The organism is Synechococcus sp. SYN20 (genome assembly GCF_014279555.1).
Classification (GTDB): domain Bacteria; phylum Cyanobacteriota; class Cyanobacteriia; order PCC-6307; family Cyanobiaceae; genus Synechococcus_C.
Genome location: NZ_CP047959.1, coordinates 582,366 through 603,853, shown reverse-complemented (window position 1 = coordinate 603,853; position 21,488 = coordinate 582,366). Strand labels below are relative to the sequence as shown.

25 protein-coding genes and 2 tRNA genes are annotated in these 21,488 nt (G+C 55.6%); 13 read left to right on the top strand and 14 right to left on the bottom strand.

Annotated features, from left to right (window positions below):
* Nucleotides 1-7: 7 nt before the first annotated feature.
* From SynSYN20_RS03155 to SynSYN20_RS03140, 4 genes are read left to right on the top strand one after another with little or no spacing between them, the layout of a single operon-like run.
* The gene (locus SynSYN20_RS03155; protein ID WP_186524695.1) at nt 8-688 is read left to right on the top strand and encodes a 2-deoxyribose-5-phosphate aldolase; all 681 of its coding nucleotides are present in this window, start codon (nt 8-10) and stop codon (nt 686-688) included.
* On the top strand, nt 685-1,518 hold the full coding sequence (locus tag SynSYN20_RS03150) for a DNA repair protein RecO (protein ID WP_186524694.1): 834 nt from the start codon (nt 685-687) through the stop codon (nt 1,516-1,518). Before SynSYN20_RS03155 ends, SynSYN20_RS03150 begins: the two co-directional genes overlap by 4 nt.
* A 19-nt stretch (nt 1,519-1,537) precedes the next feature.
* Nucleotides 1,538-2,920, top strand: coding sequence for an MFS transporter (locus SynSYN20_RS03145; protein WP_186524693.1), 1,383 nt, complete (start codon nt 1,538-1,540; stop codon nt 2,918-2,920).
* A gap of 28 nt (nt 2,921-2,948) precedes the next feature.
* Nucleotides 2,949-4,130, top strand: coding sequence for a glycosyltransferase family 4 protein (locus SynSYN20_RS03140; protein WP_186525408.1), 1,182 nt, complete (start codon nt 2,949-2,951; stop codon nt 4,128-4,130).
* Nucleotides 4,131-4,137: 7 nt separating this feature from the next.
* On the opposite strand, the gene proC is transcribed toward SynSYN20_RS03140, so the two are convergent.
* The 6 genes from proC to der all read right to left on the bottom strand — a co-directional run bounded on the left by proC (nt 4,138) and on the right by der (nt 8,907).
* On the bottom strand, nt 4,138-4,968 hold the full coding sequence (proC, locus tag SynSYN20_RS03135) for a pyrroline-5-carboxylate reductase (protein WP_186524692.1): 831 nt from the start codon (nt 4,966-4,968) through the stop codon (nt 4,138-4,140).
* A gap of 7 nt (nt 4,969-4,975) precedes the next feature.
* Nucleotides 4,976-5,551, bottom strand: coding sequence for a cell division protein SepF (locus SynSYN20_RS03130; RefSeq protein WP_186524691.1), 576 nt, complete (start codon nt 5,549-5,551; stop codon nt 4,976-4,978).
* A 108-nt stretch (nt 5,552-5,659) separates the two neighbouring features.
* A complete protein-coding gene (locus SynSYN20_RS03125; protein WP_186524690.1) occupies nt 5,660-6,334 on the bottom strand; it encodes a YggS family pyridoxal phosphate-dependent enzyme in 675 nt (224 codons plus the stop codon).
* Nucleotides 6,334-6,600, bottom strand: a complete 267-nt coding sequence (locus tag SynSYN20_RS03120; protein WP_186524689.1) for a PipX family protein — start codon at nt 6,598-6,600, stop codon at nt 6,334-6,336. Before SynSYN20_RS03120 ends, SynSYN20_RS03125 begins: the two co-directional genes overlap by 1 nt.
* 18 nt (nt 6,601-6,618) lie before the next feature.
* Nucleotides 6,619-7,533, bottom strand: coding sequence for an energy-coupling factor transporter transmembrane protein EcfT (locus tag SynSYN20_RS03115; RefSeq protein ID WP_186524688.1), 915 nt, complete (start codon nt 7,531-7,533; stop codon nt 6,619-6,621).
* 6 nt (nt 7,534-7,539) lie between these two features.
* Nucleotides 7,540-8,907 (bottom strand): ribosome biogenesis GTPase Der, encoded by a 1,368-nt coding sequence (der, locus tag SynSYN20_RS03110; RefSeq protein ID WP_186524687.1) that lies wholly within the window; start codon nt 8,905-8,907, stop codon nt 7,540-7,542.
* Nucleotides 8,908-9,040: 133 nt separating this feature from the next.
* Here der and SynSYN20_RS03105 point away from each other — a divergent pair, with 133 nt between their 5' ends.
* Complete coding sequence (locus SynSYN20_RS03105; RefSeq protein ID WP_186524686.1) at nt 9,041-9,424, top strand: L,D-transpeptidase; 384 nt, start codon at nt 9,041-9,043, stop codon at nt 9,422-9,424.
* Between the two features lie 239 nt (nt 9,425-9,663).
* On the opposite strand, the gene SynSYN20_RS03100 is transcribed toward SynSYN20_RS03105, so the two are convergent.
* Nucleotides 9,664-10,125, bottom strand: a complete 462-nt coding sequence (locus tag SynSYN20_RS03100; RefSeq protein WP_186525407.1) for a DUF1823 family protein — start codon at nt 10,123-10,125, stop codon at nt 9,664-9,666.
* A 100-nt stretch (nt 10,126-10,225) separates the two neighbouring features.
* Here SynSYN20_RS03100 and dusB point away from each other — a divergent pair, with 100 nt between their 5' ends.
* Together dusB and SynSYN20_RS03090 are read left to right on the top strand one after the other, a co-directional pair.
* The gene (dusB, locus tag SynSYN20_RS03095) at nt 10,226-11,221 is read left to right on the top strand and encodes a tRNA dihydrouridine synthase DusB (RefSeq protein ID WP_186524685.1); all 996 of its coding nucleotides are present in this window, start codon (nt 10,226-10,228) and stop codon (nt 11,219-11,221) included.
* Entirely contained in the window at nt 11,218-13,233 is a 2,016-nt protein-coding gene (locus tag SynSYN20_RS03090) for a glycosyltransferase (RefSeq protein WP_186524684.1), read from the top strand. Before dusB ends, SynSYN20_RS03090 begins: the two co-directional genes overlap by 4 nt.
* On the opposite strand, the gene SynSYN20_RS03085 is transcribed toward SynSYN20_RS03090, so the two are convergent.
* Complete coding sequence (locus tag SynSYN20_RS03085; protein WP_255476343.1) at nt 13,219-13,782, bottom strand: DUF4079 domain-containing protein; 564 nt, start codon at nt 13,780-13,782, stop codon at nt 13,219-13,221. The two genes, SynSYN20_RS03090 and SynSYN20_RS03085, sit on opposite strands and share 15 nt — an antisense overlap.
* 59 nt (nt 13,783-13,841) lie before the next feature.
* Nucleotides 13,842-14,588, bottom strand: coding sequence for a precorrin-2 C(20)-methyltransferase (locus SynSYN20_RS03080; protein WP_186525406.1), 747 nt, complete (start codon nt 14,586-14,588; stop codon nt 13,842-13,844).
* A gap of 105 nt (nt 14,589-14,693) precedes the next feature.
* Between SynSYN20_RS03080 and SynSYN20_RS03075 the strand changes: the two genes are divergently transcribed.
* The 4 genes from SynSYN20_RS03075 to SynSYN20_RS03060 all read left to right on the top strand — a co-directional run bounded on the left by SynSYN20_RS03075 (nt 14,694) and on the right by SynSYN20_RS03060 (nt 17,311).
* On the top strand, nt 14,694-15,236 hold the full coding sequence (locus SynSYN20_RS03075; protein WP_186524682.1) for an acireductone dioxygenase: 543 nt from the start codon (nt 14,694-14,696) through the stop codon (nt 15,234-15,236).
* A gap of 616 nt (nt 15,237-15,852) precedes the next feature.
* On the top strand, nt 15,853-16,557 hold the full coding sequence (locus SynSYN20_RS03070; protein WP_186524681.1) for a response regulator transcription factor: 705 nt from the start codon (nt 15,853-15,855) through the stop codon (nt 16,555-16,557).
* 189 nt (nt 16,558-16,746) lie between these two features.
* Nucleotides 16,747-17,115 (top strand): hypothetical protein, encoded by a 369-nt coding sequence (locus SynSYN20_RS03065; protein WP_186525750.1) that lies wholly within the window; start codon nt 16,747-16,749, stop codon nt 17,113-17,115.
* Nucleotides 17,116-17,167: 52 nt separating this feature from the next.
* Entirely contained in the window at nt 17,168-17,311 is a 144-nt protein-coding gene (locus SynSYN20_RS03060; RefSeq protein ID WP_186524680.1) for a chlorophyll a/b-binding protein, read from the top strand.
* 45 nt (nt 17,312-17,356) lie between these two features.
* On the opposite strand, the gene SynSYN20_RS03055 is transcribed toward SynSYN20_RS03060, so the two are convergent.
* The 5 genes from SynSYN20_RS03055 to aroQ all read right to left on the bottom strand — a co-directional run bounded on the left by SynSYN20_RS03055 (nt 17,357) and on the right by aroQ (nt 20,983).
* Entirely contained in the window at nt 17,357-17,695 is a 339-nt protein-coding gene (locus SynSYN20_RS03055) for a phenylpyruvate tautomerase MIF-related protein (RefSeq protein WP_186524679.1), read from the bottom strand.
* A 357-nt stretch (nt 17,696-18,052) separates the two neighbouring features.
* Complete coding sequence (locus SynSYN20_RS03050; RefSeq protein WP_255476342.1) at nt 18,053-18,535, bottom strand: Coq4 family protein; 483 nt, start codon at nt 18,533-18,535, stop codon at nt 18,053-18,055.
* 556 nt (nt 18,536-19,091) lie between these two features.
* A complete protein-coding gene (locus SynSYN20_RS03045) occupies nt 19,092-19,598 on the bottom strand; it encodes a hypothetical protein (protein WP_186524678.1) in 507 nt (168 codons plus the stop codon).
* 303 nt (nt 19,599-19,901) lie between these two features.
* Nucleotides 19,902-20,528, bottom strand: a complete 627-nt coding sequence (locus tag SynSYN20_RS03040) for a tRNA-(ms[2]io[6]A)-hydroxylase (protein ID WP_186524677.1) — start codon at nt 20,526-20,528, stop codon at nt 19,902-19,904.
* The gene (aroQ, locus tag SynSYN20_RS03035) at nt 20,528-20,983 is read right to left on the bottom strand and encodes a type II 3-dehydroquinate dehydratase (protein ID WP_186525405.1); all 456 of its coding nucleotides are present in this window, start codon (nt 20,981-20,983) and stop codon (nt 20,528-20,530) included. Before aroQ ends, SynSYN20_RS03040 begins: the two co-directional genes overlap by 1 nt.
* 67 nt (nt 20,984-21,050) lie before the next feature.
* On the opposite strand from aroQ, the gene SynSYN20_RS03030 reads away from it, so the two are divergent.
* Together SynSYN20_RS03030 and SynSYN20_RS03025 are read left to right on the top strand one after the other, a co-directional pair.
* Nucleotides 21,051-21,132: transfer RNA gene (locus SynSYN20_RS03030), tRNA-Tyr, on the top strand.
* 10 nt (nt 21,133-21,142) lie between these two features.
* A tRNA-Thr gene (locus tag SynSYN20_RS03025) sits at nt 21,143-21,214 on the top strand.
* Nucleotides 21,215-21,488 lie beyond the last annotated feature (274 nt).

The window sequence follows — 21,488 nt, the reverse complement described above, 5'->3', positions numbered from 1 at the left end:
CTCAACGATGACCGCGTCGCCGCGTCAGCGGGAGCTTCCAGAGCTCCCGCCCTTGATACATCAAGCCGTTTTAGATCCACTTTTAGAAGAAGAGGCTCTGCACAACATCTGTGATGCAGCCCGACTGCTCGGCTTCGGGGGGCTCTGCACCAGCCTCTGCCACCTAGAAGCAGTGCGCAACCGCATTGGACCAAGCGGGCGTCTTCGCTTGTTTGCTGTTGTGGACTTCCCCTTCGGAACGATTCCAGCGGAGCTGAAACGGGCGCAAGCGGAATGGGCCGCAGCCCGAGGGGCTGATGCCCTCGATGTCGTGCCCAATCTCGCTGCCATCACGGCAGGGCGGGCGGAAGCCTATGCGGAAGAACTCGCGCAGATCTGCGATCTCGGCCTACCTGTGACGGTGATTTTGGATGTGAACCGCTTGCAGCCAGAGCGCCTGAGCTTGGCGGTAGAAGCCGCGATCGATGCCGGTGCTGCGTTCTTACAAGCGGGCAACGGATTTGGAGCGGCCACCACTCCGCTGCAAGTGCGCAAGCTCAAAGAGCTTGCAAGGGGGAATTGCGCGATCAAAGCGGCCGGGGGGATTCAACGCTTGGAAACGGCGCTGGACCTTGTGGAAGAGGGCGCCACGGCCCTGGGAACCAGCCATGGTCCAGCGTTAATTCAGGCCCTCCGGCATCCGCAATGAGCCCGGAACGGCGGATCGAAGGATTGGCTTTAAAGGTTGGCCCCCTCGGAGAGCACGACAGGCTGCTCACCCTGCTGAGTGATGACGTAGGCCTGATTCGCCTGGCCGTACCAGGGGCACGTAAACCACGCAGCAGCCTGGCGGCGGCGGTTCCTCTCACCACCCTGGAACTGCAGGTGGGAGGACGCAGCGGCCTGCTTCGGGTACGCCAACTTCGGGTCCAACACAATTTCGGCAAGGTGGGGCAGCGATTAGAAACGTTGGCAGCCGCCCAGGCCCTATCGGAGCTCTCGATCGCATTGGTCGCTGGCGATGATCCCGTACCAGGGATGCTCAGTGCGGTTTTGATGCATCTCGAGCGTCTCGAGCTGCTGGCCCGAAGGCAGCGTGAATCCGAGCTTGGAAGCGCTGAAGGCGAGCGTGTTGATCGAACTTTGGCAACCCTTGTTCAGGCCTGCGTTCATCTGCTCGCTCTCGGCGGTTATGGCCTCCCACTCCAAACCTGTTGCCGCAGTGGAGCCGCCCTGGCTCCACCGATCGGACATTGGGACTGGCGCTGCAGCCTGCTGGCCGAGGAAGGTCTGGCCATCGGGGCTCAAGCTGGAGCAGCCATTCAGATCAACCCGTCCGAACTCGCTCTACTTCAGCGGTTAACGCGGCTTGAATTACCGCAACGCCAAGACGGTGGATTGATGGGACCCAGACCGGTTTGGCTCCGCCTATTCACGCTTGTGGAGTGCTGGTGCCGCGTGCATCTCCCAAGGCCAGTCCGCTCGTTTGCCATGGTGAGAGAGGCTGTTCACGCTACGGCCTGCGGTGGGCGATCATGATTCCGCGAATGAATCCATTTTGAGCGGTCCCCCCCTAAACAGCCCGGACCCGGCCCTGCCCACCAGCGCCAATCCAGAAGGTCGCCGCGGCCTTCAAGCCGTGATCCATCTCGATGGCTTCCGACGCCTTTGGGTCGGACAGATCTTCTCCCAACTCGCGGACAAGTTCTACATCGTGTTGATGGTGTATCTGATCGCCCAGTACTGGGTGACCAATACACCGGATAGCAATGGCGCGCTTGCTGAAATCGCCTCTGCGATTCGCATGGATTTCGAGACGCGAGCCCAACGCATCACCTTGCTGGCTACCGGCATCTACGTGGCCAACACCATCCCAGCGATGGTGCTCGGATCCGTTGCCGGTGTCTGGGTCGACCGCTGGCCTAAACGCAGGGTGATGGTGGCCTCCAATGGCCTGCGGGCCCTGCTTGTGCTGTGCACCCCTCTATTCCTTATCCCTGGCCCTCACTGGTTTGGTCTGAGCTGGGGATATTGGGCTCTGCTGGTCATGACCTTTCTGGAGTCGGTTCTGACCCAGTTTTTCGCCCCCGCTGAACAGGCGACGATCCCACTGCTGGTACCAAGAGAACATCTTCTAGCCGCCAATTCCCTCTATCAAGCCACGAGCATGGGGGCCACGATCGTTGGCTTTGCCTTAGGCGATCCAATTCTGCGAGGACTCAATCACCTGCTTCAAATGGTGGGCATCAACGGTGGCGAATTTCTGCTTTTGCCGTTCTGTTACGGCATGGCGGCCATCAGTCTGAGCACCATCCAGATGCGCGAACCACCGAGAAAAGACAGCAGCGATTCGGTTTGGAAAGAAATCGTGGCGGGGATACAGGTGCTTCGAGAGCAGGCTTCCGTCCGGGGAGCCATGGTGCATCTCGTGGTGCTTTACAGCCTCTTAGCAGCGCTATATGTCCTGGCGATCAGCCTGGCATCAGCCATCCAAGGGCTGGGGCCAACAGGCTTCGGCACCCTGCTAGCGATGAGCGGCCTAGGGATGGCCATTGGCGCTGTGCTGGTGGCTCAAATGGGCCATCGCTTTAGCCGTCGGCGACTCGCCGCAGCCGGACTGGGCGCGATCACCTGGTGTCTGATCATGCTCGGACAACTGCGCGGAAATCTCAGCATCACCTTGGTGTTGTGCGGCATCCTCGGCATTGGTGCCGCTCTCGTCGCGATTCCGGCTCAGACCACGATTCAGGAAGACACTCCAGAGTCCCAGCGAGGTCGGGTCTTCGGGCTTCAGAACAACCTGATCAATATTGCTCTCAGCCTGCCCCTGGTTCTTGCCGGCGCCCTGGTCAGCAGCATCGGCTTGATCCCGGTGCTCTGGGTGCTTGCGGCACTGTCTTTAGCTGCCGCTTTGTGGGAGCGACCTTGGGAGCGCTGCTAACTTCAGACTCGGCTTCGCGACGGTGCCAGTGGCCCACATTGCCTGGCTCGGCAAAAAAACTCCGTTCTGCGGCAATGTCACCTACGGGCTGAGCACCACAGAGGCCCTAAAGAAACGCGGCCATCAGACCAGCTTTATTCATTTCGATAACCCTGGCGCTCCTGGCAGCAGCAACACATCGTTGTTGGCACACGATCCAGATGTGAGCCTGCCCTATTTGCTGAAGTCTCAGGTGTACACGATTCCCTCCCCTCGGGCACAGAGGGAGTTGCGTGAGTCTTTGAAGAGGCTTCAGCCCGATGTTGTGCACGCCAGCCTCACCCTTTCCCCCCTCGACTTCAGGCTTCCGGAGCTTTGCCAGCCGTTAGGCATTCCGCTTGTCGCAACCTTTCATCCTCCGTTTGACGCGGGCTTGCGCAACCTCACAGCGGGCACCCAACAGCTCAGCTATCAGCTCTATGCGCCTGCTCTCTCCCGATACGACCGCGTCATCGTCTTTTCCGATCTTCAGGCGGATGTTCTGAACCGTTTAGGGGTCCACGAAACTCGCTTAGCCGTCATTCCCAACGGCGTGGATCCAAACCGCTGGTCTCCCGCCCCAAACCATCCCGCCGCGATCAGCAAGGAGCTGCATGACGTGCGCTCACGTCTTGGTGATCAGCGCATTTTTCTGTACATGGGGCGGATCGCCACCGAGAAGAATGTGGAAGCGTTATTGCGGGCCTGGCGACTCGTCAAGCCAGCGGGATGCCGACTCGTGATCGTGGGTGACGGGCCCCTGCGCAGCACGCTGCAAAACGTGTACGGCAACGGGATCGGGGATCTGTTGTGGTGGGGCTACGAAGCCAATCTCAACACGCGCATCGCCCTGCTCCAGTGCGCTGAAGTGTTTGTGCTGCCATCTCTGGTGGAGGGGCTCTCCATCGCCCTGCTCGAAGCGATGGCCTGCCAATGCGCCTGTGTGGCGACGGATGCAGGAGCTGATGGAGAAGTGCTCGCAGCTGGGGCTGGCATCGTTCTCAGCACCCAAGGGGTGACCACCCAGCTCCGCACCCTGCTCCCCGTTCTCCGTGATCAACCTCTGCTCACCCAGGAACTAGGACGGCGAGCACGGGAGCGGGTCATGGAGCGCTACCGGATGGTCTCCAACATCGATGCTCTGGAAGAGCTGTACGAGACCCTTATCGCCAAGAAAGCCTTAGCCGCTTAAAGCAGAGCTACTTCGCCATGCCCTGACCATGTTGCGTAGCGGCAACAACAGCTTCGATCAAGGCTGAACGCAAGCCCGCTTTTTCGAGATGACGCAACGCAGCCATGGTGGTGCCACCAGGAGAGGCCACCATATCTTTGAGTTCGCCAGGATGCAGCTCTTGTTCCTGCAGTAAGGCCGCGGTTCCAGCGAGGGTTCGATGGGCCAAATGATGGGCTTGGGCCCGAGGCATTCCCACGGCAACGGCACCGTCTGCCATCGCTTCTGCGATTAAAGCCACATAGGCAGGACCAGAGGAGGTGAGCGCAAGAAATGCATCCAGCCGTTCTTCGGGGAGCTCGAGAACCTCACTAACCGGCTCAAAAAAAGAGCGCACCTGCTGCTTCTGTTGATCAGAGATGCCATTCCCCCAAGCCAAGCCCGTGAGTCCCTGACCCACCAGGCAGGGGGTATTGGGCACGGCACGCACACAGATCCGGCCAGGAAATAATGTTTGAAGCCGCGCCAAGGGAACCCCTGCAAGCACGGAGATCAAAAGGCTTGAGCCCGGCGCAGGCGTGGCTGTTGCAGATGGCGCAGAGGCCGCAACAGCATCGAGCATCTGGGGCTTAACAGCCAAAAGTTGAACCGATGCCCCCCAAGCTTCTTTTGCCGCAGGATCACTGGCAGCAACAACCTTGACGTCGGAGGGCACTCGCGCAGACACCGTCGCAACGGAGTCCTGACGGCCAACAACCGCGATCACCTCACCGGCGGGGATGAGTCCCTGCTCAATCAGGGGGATCACAAGGGCCTGAGCCATCCGGCCCAGACCAATTACACCAAAGGCAAATGGCACTGATGGTTCAAAGGGCGGTGGCGCTTGTGGCACTCCAGGCGGGAGTCGGAGCAATGCTGGCCTCAGAGGAGGCTTGCTCAACGTCCTTAGAAACGTGGGTCGGAACGGAGGTTTCGTCCTGGGTGGCGTTGGTAACGGTTACGCAGCTGGGCGCGAACAGAAAAATGCTTTCGCCCACACGCTCTTGATGACCATCAATGGCAAAGGTTCCGCCTGCCACGAAGTCCACAGCGCGTTGCGCTTGATCCGGTTCCATCATCGTGAGATTGAGGATCACCGTTTTGCGCTCACGCAGAGCTTGGATCGCTCCAGGCATTTCATCAAAACTGCGAGGCTCCATCAAAGAGACCTCTGCGGTTCCGGTACTGATGCCAGGCATCCCGATCACATTCGATCCAGTGAAGGATTGCTCAGTTTCGAAGGGATTGCTCGACTCAAGAGTTGCCAAAGCACTCGACATGGAGTGAGAAGGACCTTCTTCGACGTCGTCCTGTTCGCCAGTGTCGTAATCGAGGTCGTCATAATCACCATCAAGGTAATCATCACCCGCAACGACAGCACGAAGACGAGAAATCAGCGACACCGGAAACTAAATCAAACCTGAACCCTGAATAGCGCTCTACAGAGTTGTGAGCAAGAGTGACTGGGCGATTTGATCATCTTCACAACAGGCTGCCCTGACAAGTGGGGGTCAAACCAAGCGTTCAGGCCGTGGTCCAAACAATCCAGACCCCACGCGAACCCAGGTAGCACCTGCCTTAGCAGCCTGCTTCCAGTCCCCGCTCATCCCCATCGAGCAATCGGACAAATCGAGCTCATCCGCAAGGGTTCTGCAGTCGGAGAAGAGGCTCTGGCGGTCTTCGGGCTCTAAGCCAAGGGGGGCCATGGTCATCAGCCCAATGGGCTTCAAGCCTGGAAGCGATTGCAGCTGTGGCCAAACCTCACGCAAGGCATCCGGCTCCCAGCCACCCTTCGCCGGGTCGTCGCGAAGTTTGACCTGAAAAAACACCTCCGGGTTTTGGTTTTCCTCCACCGCAATCCTTGAGGTGCGTTCTGCGAGTCCCTGAGAATCGATCGAATGAATGACGGGAAAGGCACGCACGACTGCCCGGACTTTGTTGGCCTGCAGGCGGCCAATGAAATGCCAACGCAAGCCGCTGAGGTCATCTAAGTCTTGTTGTTTCGGGAGTGCTTCCTGCACTCTGCTTTCACCAAAATCAACTTGCCCCAAGGCCGCCAGCTCACGCACCGCTAGAGCCGGGTGGCCTTTGCTGACAGCCAGAAGATGGACAGCGTCTGGACACTCAGCGTGAATCGCCTGCCAGCGGGACTCAATCGTTTCAGATTCCGGGCTGCTGGAGGCCATCAAATGAAGGTTTGATCGAACAGCTGCTTCCAATCGGCAAAATCGTCAGCGCGATCACGGCGACAGCGCGCCAGGTGAAGCTCTGCATGATGCCGGGCGTCCTGATAAGGAATCACCTCAAACTGAGCCCCTCTGGGTTGCAGCGTCACCAGGAAAAACATGCGCTGGGCATAAAGCGTGGCGTATAGGTCCCGTCCTTCGCCCGCGGTCGACACCTGATAAAGCATTCCAAAGGTGGGGTGATTGAGATAACGCTCCGCTCCCACAACTCAGTCCATCAAGATTTAGAGAGCACCGTACTTGCCTCTCAATCCCACCACCGCGAGAAGAACCACAAAGGACAGCAGGTTCAAGCCACGCGCCAGTGCAGACGTGTTCTGAACAGGGCGAAAGCAATCCGCAGGCAACCAACGCCCTCCCCTGGCAATCAAGGCATCAGCTCCTTGCTCAGCCCGCAACAAAATATTGGCAAGAAGTCGCTCCCCCACTGAAAGGAGCAATCCGAATGACGCCTTGAAACCCAGCTGACGCAGATTGACCGCTCGACTCGCCACTGAGCGCACCAAATTCTGCAATTCCTCTTGCACCAGGGGCAAAAAACGGAGAGCCAACAACAACTGAAAACAAAGACGATCCACTGGCAAACCAAGCTTCGTCAGGGGGAACAAACACCAATTCAGGGCCCACATCAGATCTTCGCTTGGTGTGGACAGCAGCATGAGATTCACGCTGTGCACCACGGTGACAATCAACGTTGCACTGTTGAGACCGAGCTCAGCCGATCTCCGATCCACCGAGAGTGGACCCAGGTTGAGCGGCCCAAGCTGAACAGGACCCAGACGCAACAACTCCCAGCTGGACGATTGAAGGGACAAACCCTGCAACTCCTGCACAGGCCGTATGGCCTGCGTGGCTGCTGGGTCTCCCGTTGGCAAGAACATCGCCAGGAGGCCAAAGCCAACCCCGAGACAAAAGACCAGCAGTAGGGAGCGCCACCACAACCTGGCCGGCAAGCCACTCAGGGCAGTGATCACCATCAAGGCCAGAACGAGCCCCAGACGCCACAACGGACCAGCCAGAACAGGGGTCAGCAAAAACATCACGACCCAGCCCAGCTTCAAACGAGGGTCGATCAGACGCAGCCAACCAGAGCTGCCATCCACGTACTGCCCGATCGGAATCTGTCGCAACCAATCCATGGGAGATCAGCCTTGGCGGTTCTGCTGACGGGACAGCTCCTTTTCCGCATCCCGCTGTTGCTTGCCTCGCCAGAACAACTTCACCGGAGTGCCATCAAAGCCGAGGCCTTCACGAATTTGACGCTCCACATAGCGGCGGTAGGTATCACCAAAAAGTTTGGGCTCATTCACAAACAACGTGAAACTTGGGGGACGACTCGCCACCTGAGTGCCGTAGTACAAACGGCCCTGCCGGCCACCGCGGGTGGTGGGAGGACTGCGCCAGCTGAGGGCTTCCTTGAGCACTTCGTTGACAACTGACGTGCTCACCCGGCGGCGGTGCTGTTCCACGGCCAGAGATGCCAAGGCGAAAATGCTGTCGACCCGTTGCCCCGTCAGCGCAGAGGTAAACAGCATTGGCGCCCAATCGAGGAAATAGATCTTGGCGCGCAGCTCCTTTTCCATCGCCGACATGGTGTGGCTGTCTTTTTCAACCGCATCCCACTTGTTCACCACCACCACGCAAGCGCGACCGTCCTCTTCGATCCGTCCTGCTAAGCGTTGATCCTGCTCGGTTACACCATCGAGAGCATCGATCACTAAAACGCAAACATCACTGCGTTCGATCGCCTTAAAGCTGCGGTTTATCCCAAAAAATTCTGGCCCGTAATTCACGCTGCGTCGCCGGCGTATCCCTGCGGTGTCGATCAATCTCCAGGGACGATTTTCCCGTTCAATACGCGTATCAATCGTGTCGCGAGTCGTGCCACGAATCGGACTCACAATCGCCCGCATTTCACCACAGATGGCGTTGAGCAAGCTGGACTTCCCCACGTTGGGGCGGCCAATGATCGCGAGCTGAATCGGCTCCTCTTCATCACTCTCCTCATCCTTGGGAGGAAGGAAGGTGAGCACCTGATCGAGCAGCTCGGCGGTGCCAGCACCATGGATCGCTGAAATCGGATGGGGTTCGCCAAGACCGAGCCTCCAAAACTCCGCGGCCATCCCCAATCCCTGCTCAGGAGACTCACACTTATTCACCGCCAACAGGGTCTTGCAGTTCTGCGTTCGCAGCCATTCCGCGATCGATTCATCAGCAGCCGTAAGCCCTTGCTGACCATCCACAATCACCAATGCCACGCTGGCTTCAGCGAGGGCGAGGCTGGCCTGCTCCCGAATCTCAGGAAGGAACTCACTGTCGTCATCGAAGACCAAGCCTCCGGTGTCCACCACCTTGAATTCTCGATCGCCCCAATAGCCGTCTTGATAGGTGCGATCTCTCGTCACACCTGGCTGGTCGTGAACGATCGCCTCACGACTTCGGCAGAGACGATTCACCAAGGTGGACTTGCCGACGTTGGGACGCCCGATGATTGCGACGACCGGACGCGCCAAAACAGGAGCCCAAAAAAACTTTCTTGACAGTACAGAGGTGACCCATCACAGAAATGCGAAATCATTCAGAAAGAGACGGATGAGACGCATGCGACACAGCTAGGTCTGTGACAGCGACGTCAGCGGCACAACCATGCTTGAGCTCATTGCAACGCTCGTGGTCGACCTTTCCGACCAGACCCTCACCGTGCTCAACGAGCAAGAACAAACCGTTCGGGTCATTCCCGTGAGTACAGGCAAAGCCTCATCCCCCACACCCACGGGCCATGCCTCCGTACTCACGAAATACCGCTCGGTCACCATGCGCGGACGCACCTATGTTTCCCCTGGCGTGCCCTACGCGATGTGCATCACGGCCAATGAAGCCATTTGCATGCACGCCGCTCCCTGGCAAGAGGATGCCGGCCAAGCTTTTGGCGTGCCGAGAAGCCACGGCTGTGTGCGCATGCCAACCCTGCAGGCGCGCTGGCTGTTTGAAAACACACCCAAAGGCACCAAGGTGATCATCCAAGCCTGAGGATTAATCCTGCAAACAGGTCATCAACGCGGATGACGTCTATCTCCTTTAGGTGAATGAGGACGCAATGACGTATGTCGCCAAAAGATCTGCCGCTGAGCGCTTACCCCGCTCGCGAGGAGGAGAACCGCCCTTCCCCTCGAGAGTCAAGAGTATTACATTTTGTAAATAGGATGCTTCGGTGGAACGGAGAGCCTTTTCGGGAGGGGTTAGACACCCTCCTTTTTTATGCCTGCTGTTCAACGCACAGGAAGATCACCAGGATGGCCGCTCACAGGATTGAGTGGCGGATCCAGTAGCGGTGGCAGCGGTCCCTCGTCTGCCAGCAACTGCTCATGGGATGCAAGCCAGGCCAGCAGCCAATTCACGGCAGTAGCGCGACGCGTGCGCCGTGGGTAAAGCTCCCCGATCCGATACCCCGCAAACTTCAACTGCTCTTTCAACAGCTGTTTGTGCTCGCGGGGGATCGAGCGGGTGAGTTGCACGGAAGCAGGGCGAATGCTGATCACTTCGGGGGCCTGGGGGAATGCCTCTCGCCACGCCGAGGGCGTCTCAGGTCCAGCAAACCAGATCAACCCTTCGCCTTGAGGCTGGTACCCCAAGCGTTCCCAGACCCGCTCCGCCACAAAGCGATCGCTCATGCGGTCTTCCAGGATTCGATTCAACAACAAACGGCTCAGCGGCCAAGGGGTAGGGGGCATACGAGCAGAGACCGGAGACCTCCATCCTTCGCCCCATCGCCTTGCCTTGACAAGCCCAACGGCCTGACCAGCAGAATGAGGATGTCTTCGGCCTTTGGCCATGCCGCTGAAGATTCAGGGTCGACTGTTAGAGCGACAACTCAGGTGCCGCGTCCTGCAATCCCCCCTAGCTGGCGTCAGCGATCGGATCTTCAGGCAGCTGGTGCGCCGCTGGGCTCCCGATGCACTGCTGTTCACCGAAATGGTGAATGCCACCAGCCTGGAGCTGGGGCACGGACGGCTCAAAATGGATGGCCTGCAAGATGAAACAGCGCCCATCGGGGTGCAGCTGTTTGATCACCATCCCGACGCAATGGCGGATGCAGCACGTCGTGCGGCTGATGCCGGAGCCTTTCTGATCGACATCAATATGGGCTGTCCTGTTCGCAAGATCGCCCGAAAAGGAGGCGGTAGCGGCCTGATTCGCGACCCGGATCTGGCTTGCAGAATTGTCGAGACCGTGGTGGCTGCAGTAGGGCTTCCCGTAACGGTGAAAACGCGCCTTGGCTGGTGCAGCGATCACAACGCCGTGGGAGTTGAGACGGCTGTGAACTGGTGCCAACGCTTAGAGCAAGCGGGAGCGCGAATGCTGACGCTGCATGGCCGCACGCGAGAGCAACGCTTCAGCGGCAGTGCGGATTGGAACGCGATTGCCGCTGTCAAAGCAGCCCTCAGCATTCCTGTGATCGCCAATGGGGATGTGAACAGCCCTGAGGAAGCGCTGCGTTGCCTGAGGATCACCAGTGCCGATGGCGTGATGGTGGGTCGCGGAACCATGGGTTCCCCGTGGCTTGTGGGCCAAATCGATGCCGCACTCAGTGGCTTGCCGATTCCAGCCACCCCCGCACCAGCTGCACGCTTAGCTCTCGCCAAAGAACAATTGCTGGCCCTAATCGAGGCACGCGGAGATCACGGCCTGCTGATTGCGCGAAAACACATGAGCTGGACTTGCACTGGCTTCCCCGGCGCATCCCAGTTTCGGCAACAACTGATGCGCGCACCTACTCCGGCCGCGGCCCTTGATTTGCTCGATCAACAGATGCAGCAAATCGAATGAATGCGCTGTTGCCTCTGCTGCTGATTTGGCCGCTCTGGCTGATCCGTCGCCCCGAACAAGACACCCCAATTTGGGGACGCCGCAGCCTGATCCTGCTGATCAGCCTGTTCACCCTCCGCTATCTGGTCTGGAGAGTGACCTCCAGCCTCAACGTCGAGAGCCGCTTATCGATCACCCTCAGCGTGCTGCTCCTGCTCGCCGAGGCCTGGCTGCTCCTCGTTGGCTTAATCCCTTTATGGCTGGCTTGGAGGCGGTTCCCCGATCGCCGCCTAGAGATCAACGAGCGCCAAAAGCGCTGGGCAGAGAGAGGCTGGAAACCCCACGTCGACATTCTCGTTCCCACCTACGGCGAACCAATCAAAGTGCTCGAACGAGCCCTGATTGGCTGCACAAACTTGTCCTATCCCCACACCAAGGTGTGGGTGCTCGACGACAGCGGTCGCCCTGAGGTGAAAGCGCTCGCTGCCGAGCTCGGCTGCCGATACCTGCACCGACCGGAGCGCGTCAATGCCAAGGCCGGCAACCTCAACCATGGTTTGCGCCACTGCCGAGGAGAGCTGGTTGCCGTCTTCGACGCCGACTTCATTCCCCAACGCACCTTTCTTGATCGCAGCATTGGATTCCTGCTCGAACCGGAAATTGCGCTCATTCAGACCACTCAAACCTTCATCAACGCCGACCCGGTGATGCGCAATCTGGGGATGGAGAACTGGCTTCTCTCTGATGAAGAAAGTTTTTACCGCTGGATTCAACCGGTTCGCGATGGCTGGGGGGCTGTGGTGTGTGCAGGCACATCGTTTGTGGTGAAACGCAAAGCACTCGATCAAATCGGTGGCTTCGTGGAACAAGCCATCTCTGAGGATTTCGTGACCGGCATCAGCCTGACCCGTCAGCACTGGCGACTGATTTATCTGCAAGAAAAACTCAGCGCCGGTTTGGCAGCCGAAACCATGGCTGATTTCGTGCACCAACGCCAACGCTGGGCTTCTGGAACCTTGCAAAGCCTTCGGCTCAGCAGCGGCCCCTTGCATCCCAAGGGATTATCTCTTGGGCAGCGCATCGCCTACCTCGAGGGCGTGATGCATTGGTTCAACAACGTGCCAAGGCTCGTGCTGATGCTGATGCCACTTAGCTATGGCCTTCTGGGCATCATTCCTATTTTGCTCACTAGCCAAGCCGCATTGACCTTGCTCTTACCCCTTTGGGGCTTGCAAGTGTTGACCCTGGGCTGGTTAAACCGTGGGTCACGAACCGCTTTTTTGAGCGAACTCACCGGCTGGGTGCTCACCGTTCCTCTCACCATGACCGTGCTGTCCAACCTGATTGGACGCATCGGTGGATTTCGAGTGACCCCCAAGCATCAGCGCCGTGATCGAGGGAGCTGCAGCGTGGAGCTGCTGCTGCCACTCCTGGCCCTCGTGCTGCTCAATCTGGTGAACCTCCACGGGCTGCTCTCAAACGCCAGCGATCTGCCAGCTCAGGTGCTCGCCGGCCGACCGGTCGGATTGGTGTGGGGCGTGATCAATCTGCTCAGCTTGATCGTGGCGGTTCGTGCTTGTTGGGACCCTGCCGCAAAGGATTTCGCCCCGTGGCAAAAGCTCAAAATGGAAGCCTGGATCGAAGACAACGGTGGGCACCGCTACCCCTGCTGCATCACGGCTTTAAGCGAAAGCGGCGCCAGGATCACCTGCTCTCCTTCGACCCTTCCATGGGTTGCCAGTTCCAAGCTGCGCTGGTGCCAAGAGCTGCCTGCATTGCCAGTGATCTTGACCAACAAAACCGATACAGAAGTCCTTCTCCACTGGGGAGACTTGCCTCGAAAGGAGCGCTATGCCCTGATCCGCTGGCTCTTTTGCCGGCCAGGATGCTGGGTCGACCGGCAGGCGCCTCAGGAAAGTCGTGCCTTGCTGGCCTTACTCCGGCGACTGATTGCACCACCCAAACGCGGGCCTCTCAACCCGAGCCTGATCCCACAGCACCCTCCAACAATCCAGGCCTCAATGCATCAATAAATCACGCGTCCCCGTGATGGCCTGCGTCGCTAGCAACAAAGCAACAACAACATTCATCGACACATGCAGCCGTCGCATCCAGAGCCGACCCGCAATCTGCTTTTGCATCACCACCGCAGCCAACATCAGGGCGATTAAGACCGAACCACCCCAAAGATGCGACTGCCAAACCGCAGTTGGGAAAGCCTGGCGCCACTGCAGCAGCGCAGGCTGGGAGGCAATCAAAATCAGGGTGAACCAACAGGCTGCTGCCCACAACATCTTTGCGATCACGCCTTTGGCACCCAACAACGCCACATAAGCCGCTGCAGCACCCACAACCGCCAGCAGGAAGCCCAACATCTGATCAGCCTGCATCCCTCCAGCAAGGGCGTTATGAAACAGCGCCACCAGCACCGCCAACACTATTCCCCCGGTGACCCAGCGACCGTGATCGGCGTGTTCTACCGGCACTGTTGGCGCAATCGGATTGAGAGCCAACCGCCGTTCTCGGGCCAAAATGCCCAACCGAATCGTGGCACCCACCACCGGATAGACAAACAAAATCATCAAAATGGGATGAACCAGCCCGAGCCAATTCAAAGACGTAAGCAACGAAACGCTTTCTGTCACGGCAACACCTCAGGCCAAGTCTGCCGAATGAGCAGCAGAGAAAAATAAGGCTTCGACTCAGCGGGAATATCGATCGCTCGCGCCAAGACCTGATCAGGCCAACCCACCCGTTGCGCAAAGAGGGAGGCCTCGAGCAGCTGACGCCTTTCCAGGCAAGCCCGAACCCATGGCCATCGCTGACCGAGCTTGATCAATGCCAGCACCATCGAGCTCGATTCAGCTAATTCAAGCAATCTCTCCAGATCTGATTCATGGTCTGGGCAAGGACGAATCAGAACCCCGTCTTGCTGCAAAGCCAGGGGCCAATCAATCCCCGTCTCCGCGCCAGCAGCAGCTGCAGCACAAACCGCCGGAACGCCTGGAATCAGCTTGACCGTGAGATCAGGGTGCCGCTTACGCAGCGCCAGTTGCACATAGCTGCTCGAAGCAAAAAGAGAGGCATCGCCTTCGCAGAGCAAAACCACCGATAAATCACGTCGCAACTCAGATGCCAGCGCATCAGCGGCATGCCGCCAAGCTTTCAATCTTGGCTCGGCTTCCGCCACCATCGGAAACACCAGAGGCAGTCGGCGCTGACTAGAGCGCGTCCAGCGAGAAGCAATAGTCCAAGCCATCCCATCAGCATCGACGCGAGCAACGGGGTACGCCACCACATCGGCAGTTTCAATCGCGCGAACAGCGGCAATGGTGAGAAGCTCTGGATCACCAGGGCCCACTCCGATCAATTGCAGAGCGTGAGGCACAGGATCCACGACCAACAGGTCAACAATGACAGCGTCCGGTGGAGCGAGCGCCACGGCAAAGATTCATCAGGGCTAAAGAGGTGAGGTTCAAACAACGCCGCGCTGATGACGGAGCTGAGGATCTACGCAACCCAGGCAGCGCCTGAGCCACTCCTAAGCACCAGCAATGCTGCACAGATCAGTGCAGAACTCAAAACGCGCGGGATCAAGTTTCAGCGTTGGCCAAGCAAGCCAGAGCTAGAGCGAGGGGCCATGCAAGAGCAAATTTTGGCGGCCTATGCGTCACTCATCTCTTCCGTCCAAAAAAACGAGGGCTACCAAGCAGTGGATGTGATGCGCGTCGGGGGCGATCAGCACAACACCACATCTTTGCGCCAAACATTCCTGCAAGAACACCAGCACGCAGAAGATGAGGTGCGCTTTTTCGTGGAAGGTTGCGGGCTCTTTTCACTCCACATCAACGATGAGGTGCTGCAAGTGGTCTGCGAAGCCAATGATTGGATCGCCATTCCAGCTGGAACCCGGCACTGGTTCGACATGGGCGCCAACCCAAACTATTGCGTGCTTCGTTTTTTCAAAAACTCAGCAGGATGGGTCGCCACCTTCACCGATGATCCAATAGCCGCTCACTATCCAGGCCTTCCTTGAGCAAAGGAACAGACAACCAAAGACTGATCGATTGAGGATTCGGTCTCATCGGAGACAGTCAACAGGCACCTCCAAATCAAATGATGCTTGAGCCATTAAACAAATCTCATGGGCTATCTGATCGTCGCTGGCTGTGTTGCTCTTGCAGCTGCAATGTCCAAGTCATTAACTGACAAAAACTGATCAACATGTGAAAAAGCATGATTCCCATGCGTTCAGCAGTTACAAATTAAAATGTAATTTTTCCGCCTGATCCACAAAAGGGGAGGTTTCTTGACCCAAAGCTGTCAACACCTCATAGCCAGAAGTACATGCTCAGAGCTGCTCATTGATCGGAGCAGCTTTTTTATGCAAAAACAACAATTATGAACCGAAAGAGAACCCACTTAATGAATAGAAGCTCACGACTTCCAAGCAACACACCCAGTCCTTCACGAATACCGATGAGTTGCTTGAAAACAAAATCCAGTCGACAGCACGTCACATTGGTCTAAAACAATAGAGCTGAGGGCAATCAGCGAAAAGGAGCTGATCACAAATAAAAGTTTAATGTTGATAATGATTTGCAGACGGACATCACAGCAGTATCATCATTCTTCTATCTACACAAAAACAGGTGAGGATTCACCCATCTGAAGGCGCATTACAGAAAGCAGTTGATGCCTGCAAGCAAATGCTGGCAAACAAGAGAGTTTTGGTTTGTTCTAAAAACCGGCTCACGCTCACCGCGGTGAGCCTTGCTGAGCCGATCCTGCAATCTTTGATTGGGGGCGCGACAACGGAAGATGAGGCCCTACAAATACAACTTGAAAGCAATCCAGACCTCTTAATTACGAGCGAAGACCTAGAAAGAGGATATGGAATAAGACTTGTCGAAAAAGCAAAACAACAATCCCCAGACCTCAAAGCTCTCATTTTCTTGTCACGCGAAACACCTGAGGTGGTTCAAGAAGCGATGGAGGCTGGGGCAGACGGAGTGATGTTCGTCTCTTCAATCGGCACTGGGGATGGGGACTTCATTCATGCTTTACGCACAACCAACAGTGGGGGTATTTACTATCCGAGGGCTGTCCTTGAAGCAGCAACGGCAAAAGTTAAACCAGCACCGATCCTTGTAGACCCATTATCAGAAAGAGAGCTAGAGGTTATTCAATGCATTATTCAGGGAATGAAGAACACAGAAATCGCTGATTCACTTATTGTTTCTGCTGAAACAGTTAAAAGCCACGTTAGTACAGCCATTCATAAGCTTGGAGTAAGAGACAGAACACAGGCAGCGGTCTACGCCTTGACGCATGGATTGGTTGAAGTAGACATTTGAAAACATAAGAGACAATTGCTTCCGTATTAGCGAAGCGAAACCAAACGAACTGGGCATCCTCAGGCATAGGAGCCATGAAGCGAAAGCGAGCAGAGAAGCAGTGACCGCTATGAAGCGATGCTGTGATGTTGACCACAATTCCAAGAAAGCAATTAAAAAATCCACTCGTGGCGGGGGTGATGTGGTTCGTTGCTTGTCTTTGCCTCAAACGTCGTCACAGCCAGGATCTGCAATACCGGCAACTCGAAACCCAAGGTGAACATGCAGCACCAGGCGGGGCTTATCGAGAAGCGACTCGTTTCGCGTGTTCGGTTCCTTGGCGGATTTCACTGTCACGACCACGTCACCTGGCTGGCGATGCTTGTCACATCAACAAATCAACCTCAAATGTCTACTGAAGTTCGTAACTGGGATGTCGTCGCCAAAGCAATGGAAGCGGCTGGTGCCACATCAAGTGAGATGTACGTCCGCGCGAAAGCGTTGGCATTAGGCAAGCTCGACCCAATGCCTACAAGTTCCCCTGAAGCTCCCTACAGCATTTCAGCTGTAGCTGGCTGATTACAGAAAACAACGCCTCACTCATGTGAGGCTCTCCCACATAATCAACAACATGACAAACTCAACTCAATCTCGATTCGGCTTCAGCAGCTTTGCTGAGACATGGAATGGTCGTTTAGCGATGCTTGGCTTTGTTATTGGCTTAGGCACCGAGCTGCTAACTGGCCAGGGAATCCTCAGTCAAATAGGTCTCTGACACGGATCTAACCGGACAATTTTAATTGGTGGATTGATGGAATGTTCAGCCAAAAGTGCTCCCATTCCACCCCCAGTGCGAAGCACTAACATCATCAAATCCAATATAAATCCGATCTTTAGGGATTCCCAAAGATGCCTTGATCAACTCACAAAATCGATCTGACATTTCCGGCGGGGTCAATGCTCCGATGGACTTAATTTCTACATAAGCGCAGGGGTCATTACTACCAGCAAAAGTCATTGGAACACCGAAATCCAAAAGTGTCATTACATACGATTCGGGCTTTCCCGTAGCACTAGCAAGAGCAGCCGACAGCTTTTTCAAAAGAGCATCTGAACCCTGGACATCAGAAACATTGGTCCTGAGATTAATGAGAGGCATTTTAGTAATTCAATAGATACATATTATTGTCCATTGAACTATTGCACGCTGGTGACTTTGATCAATCTGATTGGGGAATTAGTATGGTGACGCAACAGCCAATTATTCAAGGGGAAGAGCCTTTATCACTCAACTTATCACAATCCAAATCAAGGCATATGAAATCATGATTGTACTTAATCTACGTTGAGCTCCTGCAGCAGAGCCGCCCAGCAACATCAAAGCATCTTTCCCCATATTGCCGTTGGAGAAGTTACTATCACCAGCGCTTTCTAGGAAATCATTGCAACCCATCATCCGATACTTGATATTTGCTTGACCTGTTAGAGAATCGTCAACGTCAGTGAATTGGCATATTCAGAGACTTAAGCCATAGATGTTTACAAAGTCGTCTTTAAACGGAGACGTCTTCAATAGCTGGGTGATGCCCAGTTCCTTCTGCCAATCGATGATCGATCTTTCCCAGCCATCTTCCCAACGAGGAGAGAAAAGTTCAGGCACCGTCTGACCAACTGCGATACCGAAACCGATACCATCCCAAATCAATCTACGCTCACTCGGTGCATAGGCACCACGCAACATCCATGAAGACAGAATTCCAATGTCAAAAGGCATCGACCCAGTACTCGCATAAAACGCCGTCGCAGCAGCTTCACCTGCAACTGTGATCGGTAGACCAAGAATCGTATGGTGAATTTCATGCAAGCGAACGGATCTACTTATCACGAACTCCTCTTGAGATTCTGGCACCGGAGATTGGTTCACTAAAAAAGAAAGTCCAAGCTTCTGCAATCGCAGTTGTACGCACCATCCAAGGCTCCCTTTGGGCATTGCGGCCATTTGCTCAAGATCTGGTCACATTGATGAAGGTCGATTGGCAAGCAGATTCTGAACCTTTGGGTATCCATAATCCTTTCCATACACTCTTGCTGCAGTTTGGTGTTGCCTGGAATACCAAAATATCGACCATGTTGGAATATTTTTTCAGGTTGCTTTGCTATCTGCAGAATTGAAATGCCTAATTTTGATGCATATTTGGAAAATGATGACCGCACGAAACCCTGCTGTTCTGTCATCTATTTATAAAACTTCTATGCATAAAGTAGGCCCACTTTCCTGGATCCGCCTCCCCAATTCGGGTGAATCCCTGGTCTTTTCACTCGCCCAAACGGGTGAGGCAATAAAAAACCTCGCCAGTAGCGGGTCTAAGCATTAATCAATATCCGGCATTGGAGGATGATTTAAGTGATGTAAGGGTTCTTATTCCCTCCCCCAGGCAAGCGTTCCAGCTCTTGATGTGAAAGCTCGTATTGAGAGTGGCTTTGAGTGATGTCATTAGCAGAGATAGTGAAGCCTGCTTTCTTCGCAAAGGAAAGCTCTCTATTCCGAGTGGAGATCAAAAACTAAAAGGGACGCCGCAAGTGGTTAGTTCGTGCTGACCACTGCTCCCTGTATGCAAAATCGCCACTGCTATTTCACGATCATCAAAACAGTCGCGCGACTTAGTTACGAAAGCTGAGGCATCTGCAGCTCCCCAGACCATCTGACCATTCTTTCTCTCTTTTTGATATTCAGAAAACAAATCAGAGAATTCTTCGGCATCCTCGCCATTCATCATGAAACTCAACGCTTCATCATCTCCACGATCCTGATAGAGCTCAAACAGCTTTCGCATCAGAGGGTGATCGCAAGTCGTTGAGATCCTGAGAACGTTCCCGATCGTACCGATGGGAGACACGTGGAATTTTGGTGCTGAAGTTTTTGCCTTTGCCTTTCTGGCATCAACGATTGCCACTGGAAGAGAGAGATCCCACCCATCACGCCGTTGAACCTGTTGCCCCAAGTCCAGCAGTTGCTTTTTGACTGTGCCGAGAATCTCGGAAATTGCGCTCTCTTTGCTCATTCCTACAGCGTAGGGAAATCGAGGCACGGCTCAACCCCTACCTCAGTCGCTTACGTCCTCAGGAGCATCGGGATCAATGGTTTTGATGACCACGTCGGAGCTTTGAACAATGAAGGCGTAGCGGCAGACAATTTCCAAGGGGCTATTCCCGACCTTCGTCGTTTCTCATAAATGCCTGGTTTTTGTGGGGCGACGAATCCGCCCCTCTCCTTCAGCCCGCAAGAAGAACTGCCAAACCGAGTCAGAATCAGGCTTTCGCTGATACAAACGTCTGACTCAGGACGACAGAGGGTGTGGCACAAATCAGCGAGATTCGACGCCCACAGAATGCATTCTGACGTCCTCCGGATTCTCCAACTCTCCAGTAAGAGCCTGCACTTCAACCTGTGCAAGTTCCTCCAAGCGGGGCACGATCACCGACCGATCCCAACGCTGTTCGCACAGCACCCAATAAAGACCAAAGTGACGTGCCTCACTCAACAACAAGCTTCCATAAAGGTCTTTTAAATCCTGCTCCGGGCTGTGCTCAGCCAACAACGCCATGCGTTCGTGGCTGCGGGCTTCGATCAAACCCGCCACCAAAAACGAATCCAGCATCCGCAGCGGCTCTCCTTTGCGAATGTGCTTAGCAAGAAAGCCGCCATATCCCGGAGAAGGCAAGGGCTCCAGATAGCGACCTCGCGCCTTCAGCAAGGCAAGCACCTGCTCGAAATGCTCCAGCTCCTCGCGCGCCAACGGACTCAACACTTCCCCCAGACCTGGTTCGCAGAGGTAACGAAACATCAGCTGCACCGCCGACCCCGCTGCTTTGCGCTCGCAGTGCGCATGATCAATCAAGACCTCCATTGGTCTCGAAATCGCTTGCTGCACCCAAGACGCACTCGTAGGTGAAGCCAACCAGCGGATGCTGGCCACAGACGTTGAGACCATCAACCCTCAACTCCGCTCGCAGAGTTCCGCAGGTGGCGGACCAAGCCATCAAGAGCCAAGTCGTAACTCACGGGTCCAAAACCACAAATCACGCCAACGGCACGGTCGGCCAGAAACGAGCGATGCCGAAATGGTTCACGCGCATGGGTGTTGCTCAAGTGCAGCTCCACATAAGGGATGGCTGTACCCAACAGGGCATCACGGATCGCAATCGAGGTGTGGGTATAAGCCCCTGCATTGATCAAGATCCCATCCACCGTTCCCATCGCCTGATGGATGCGATCCACCAGGGCTCCTTCAAAATTGCTCTGAAAACACTCCAGAGTTAAGCCATCAGCGCTGGCCCGCTCACTGAGTGCTGTCTCGATCTGATCCAGGGTCTGACGTCCGTAGAGGACTGGTTCCCGCTGACCCAGCAGATTGAGGTTGGGGCCGTTGAGCAGCAATAGGTGCATGGCCCGACTCGTAAACATTGGTTGATCGTATCGACAGCCTTGCTGGTAACCTCTCTTGGTGTGGTTCGGGTCGGTGCCCGAGTGGTTAATGGGGGTGGACTGTAAATCCACTGGCTCTGCCTACGTTGGTTCAAATCCAACCCGGCCCATCCACCACACGCCCTTGTAGCTCAGCGGTAGAGCACTCCCTTGGTAAGGGAGAGGTCTCGAGTTCAAGTCTCGACAAGGGCTTCAATCTCACACCAAGTTGGTTGTTGAGCCGGTCCAACAGGGATGGTGTTCAGAGCAATGAGCTTCTGGCCTATAAAGCGAATTAGCAAAACCTGATCACCTTCTATTGCTCATTTATCAGCAGACATTGCCTTTAGGAAAAATCAGGTTGCGCCAGCGATGAACCGTCCCATGTGCTTTGACGAAACCTTGGTCGTGCACCTCCGCAATCATGGCTAGATCACGTTCCAAAGTTCGATCAAGTTTTCAGAACAGGGTTGCGGAGCTTGCAGGG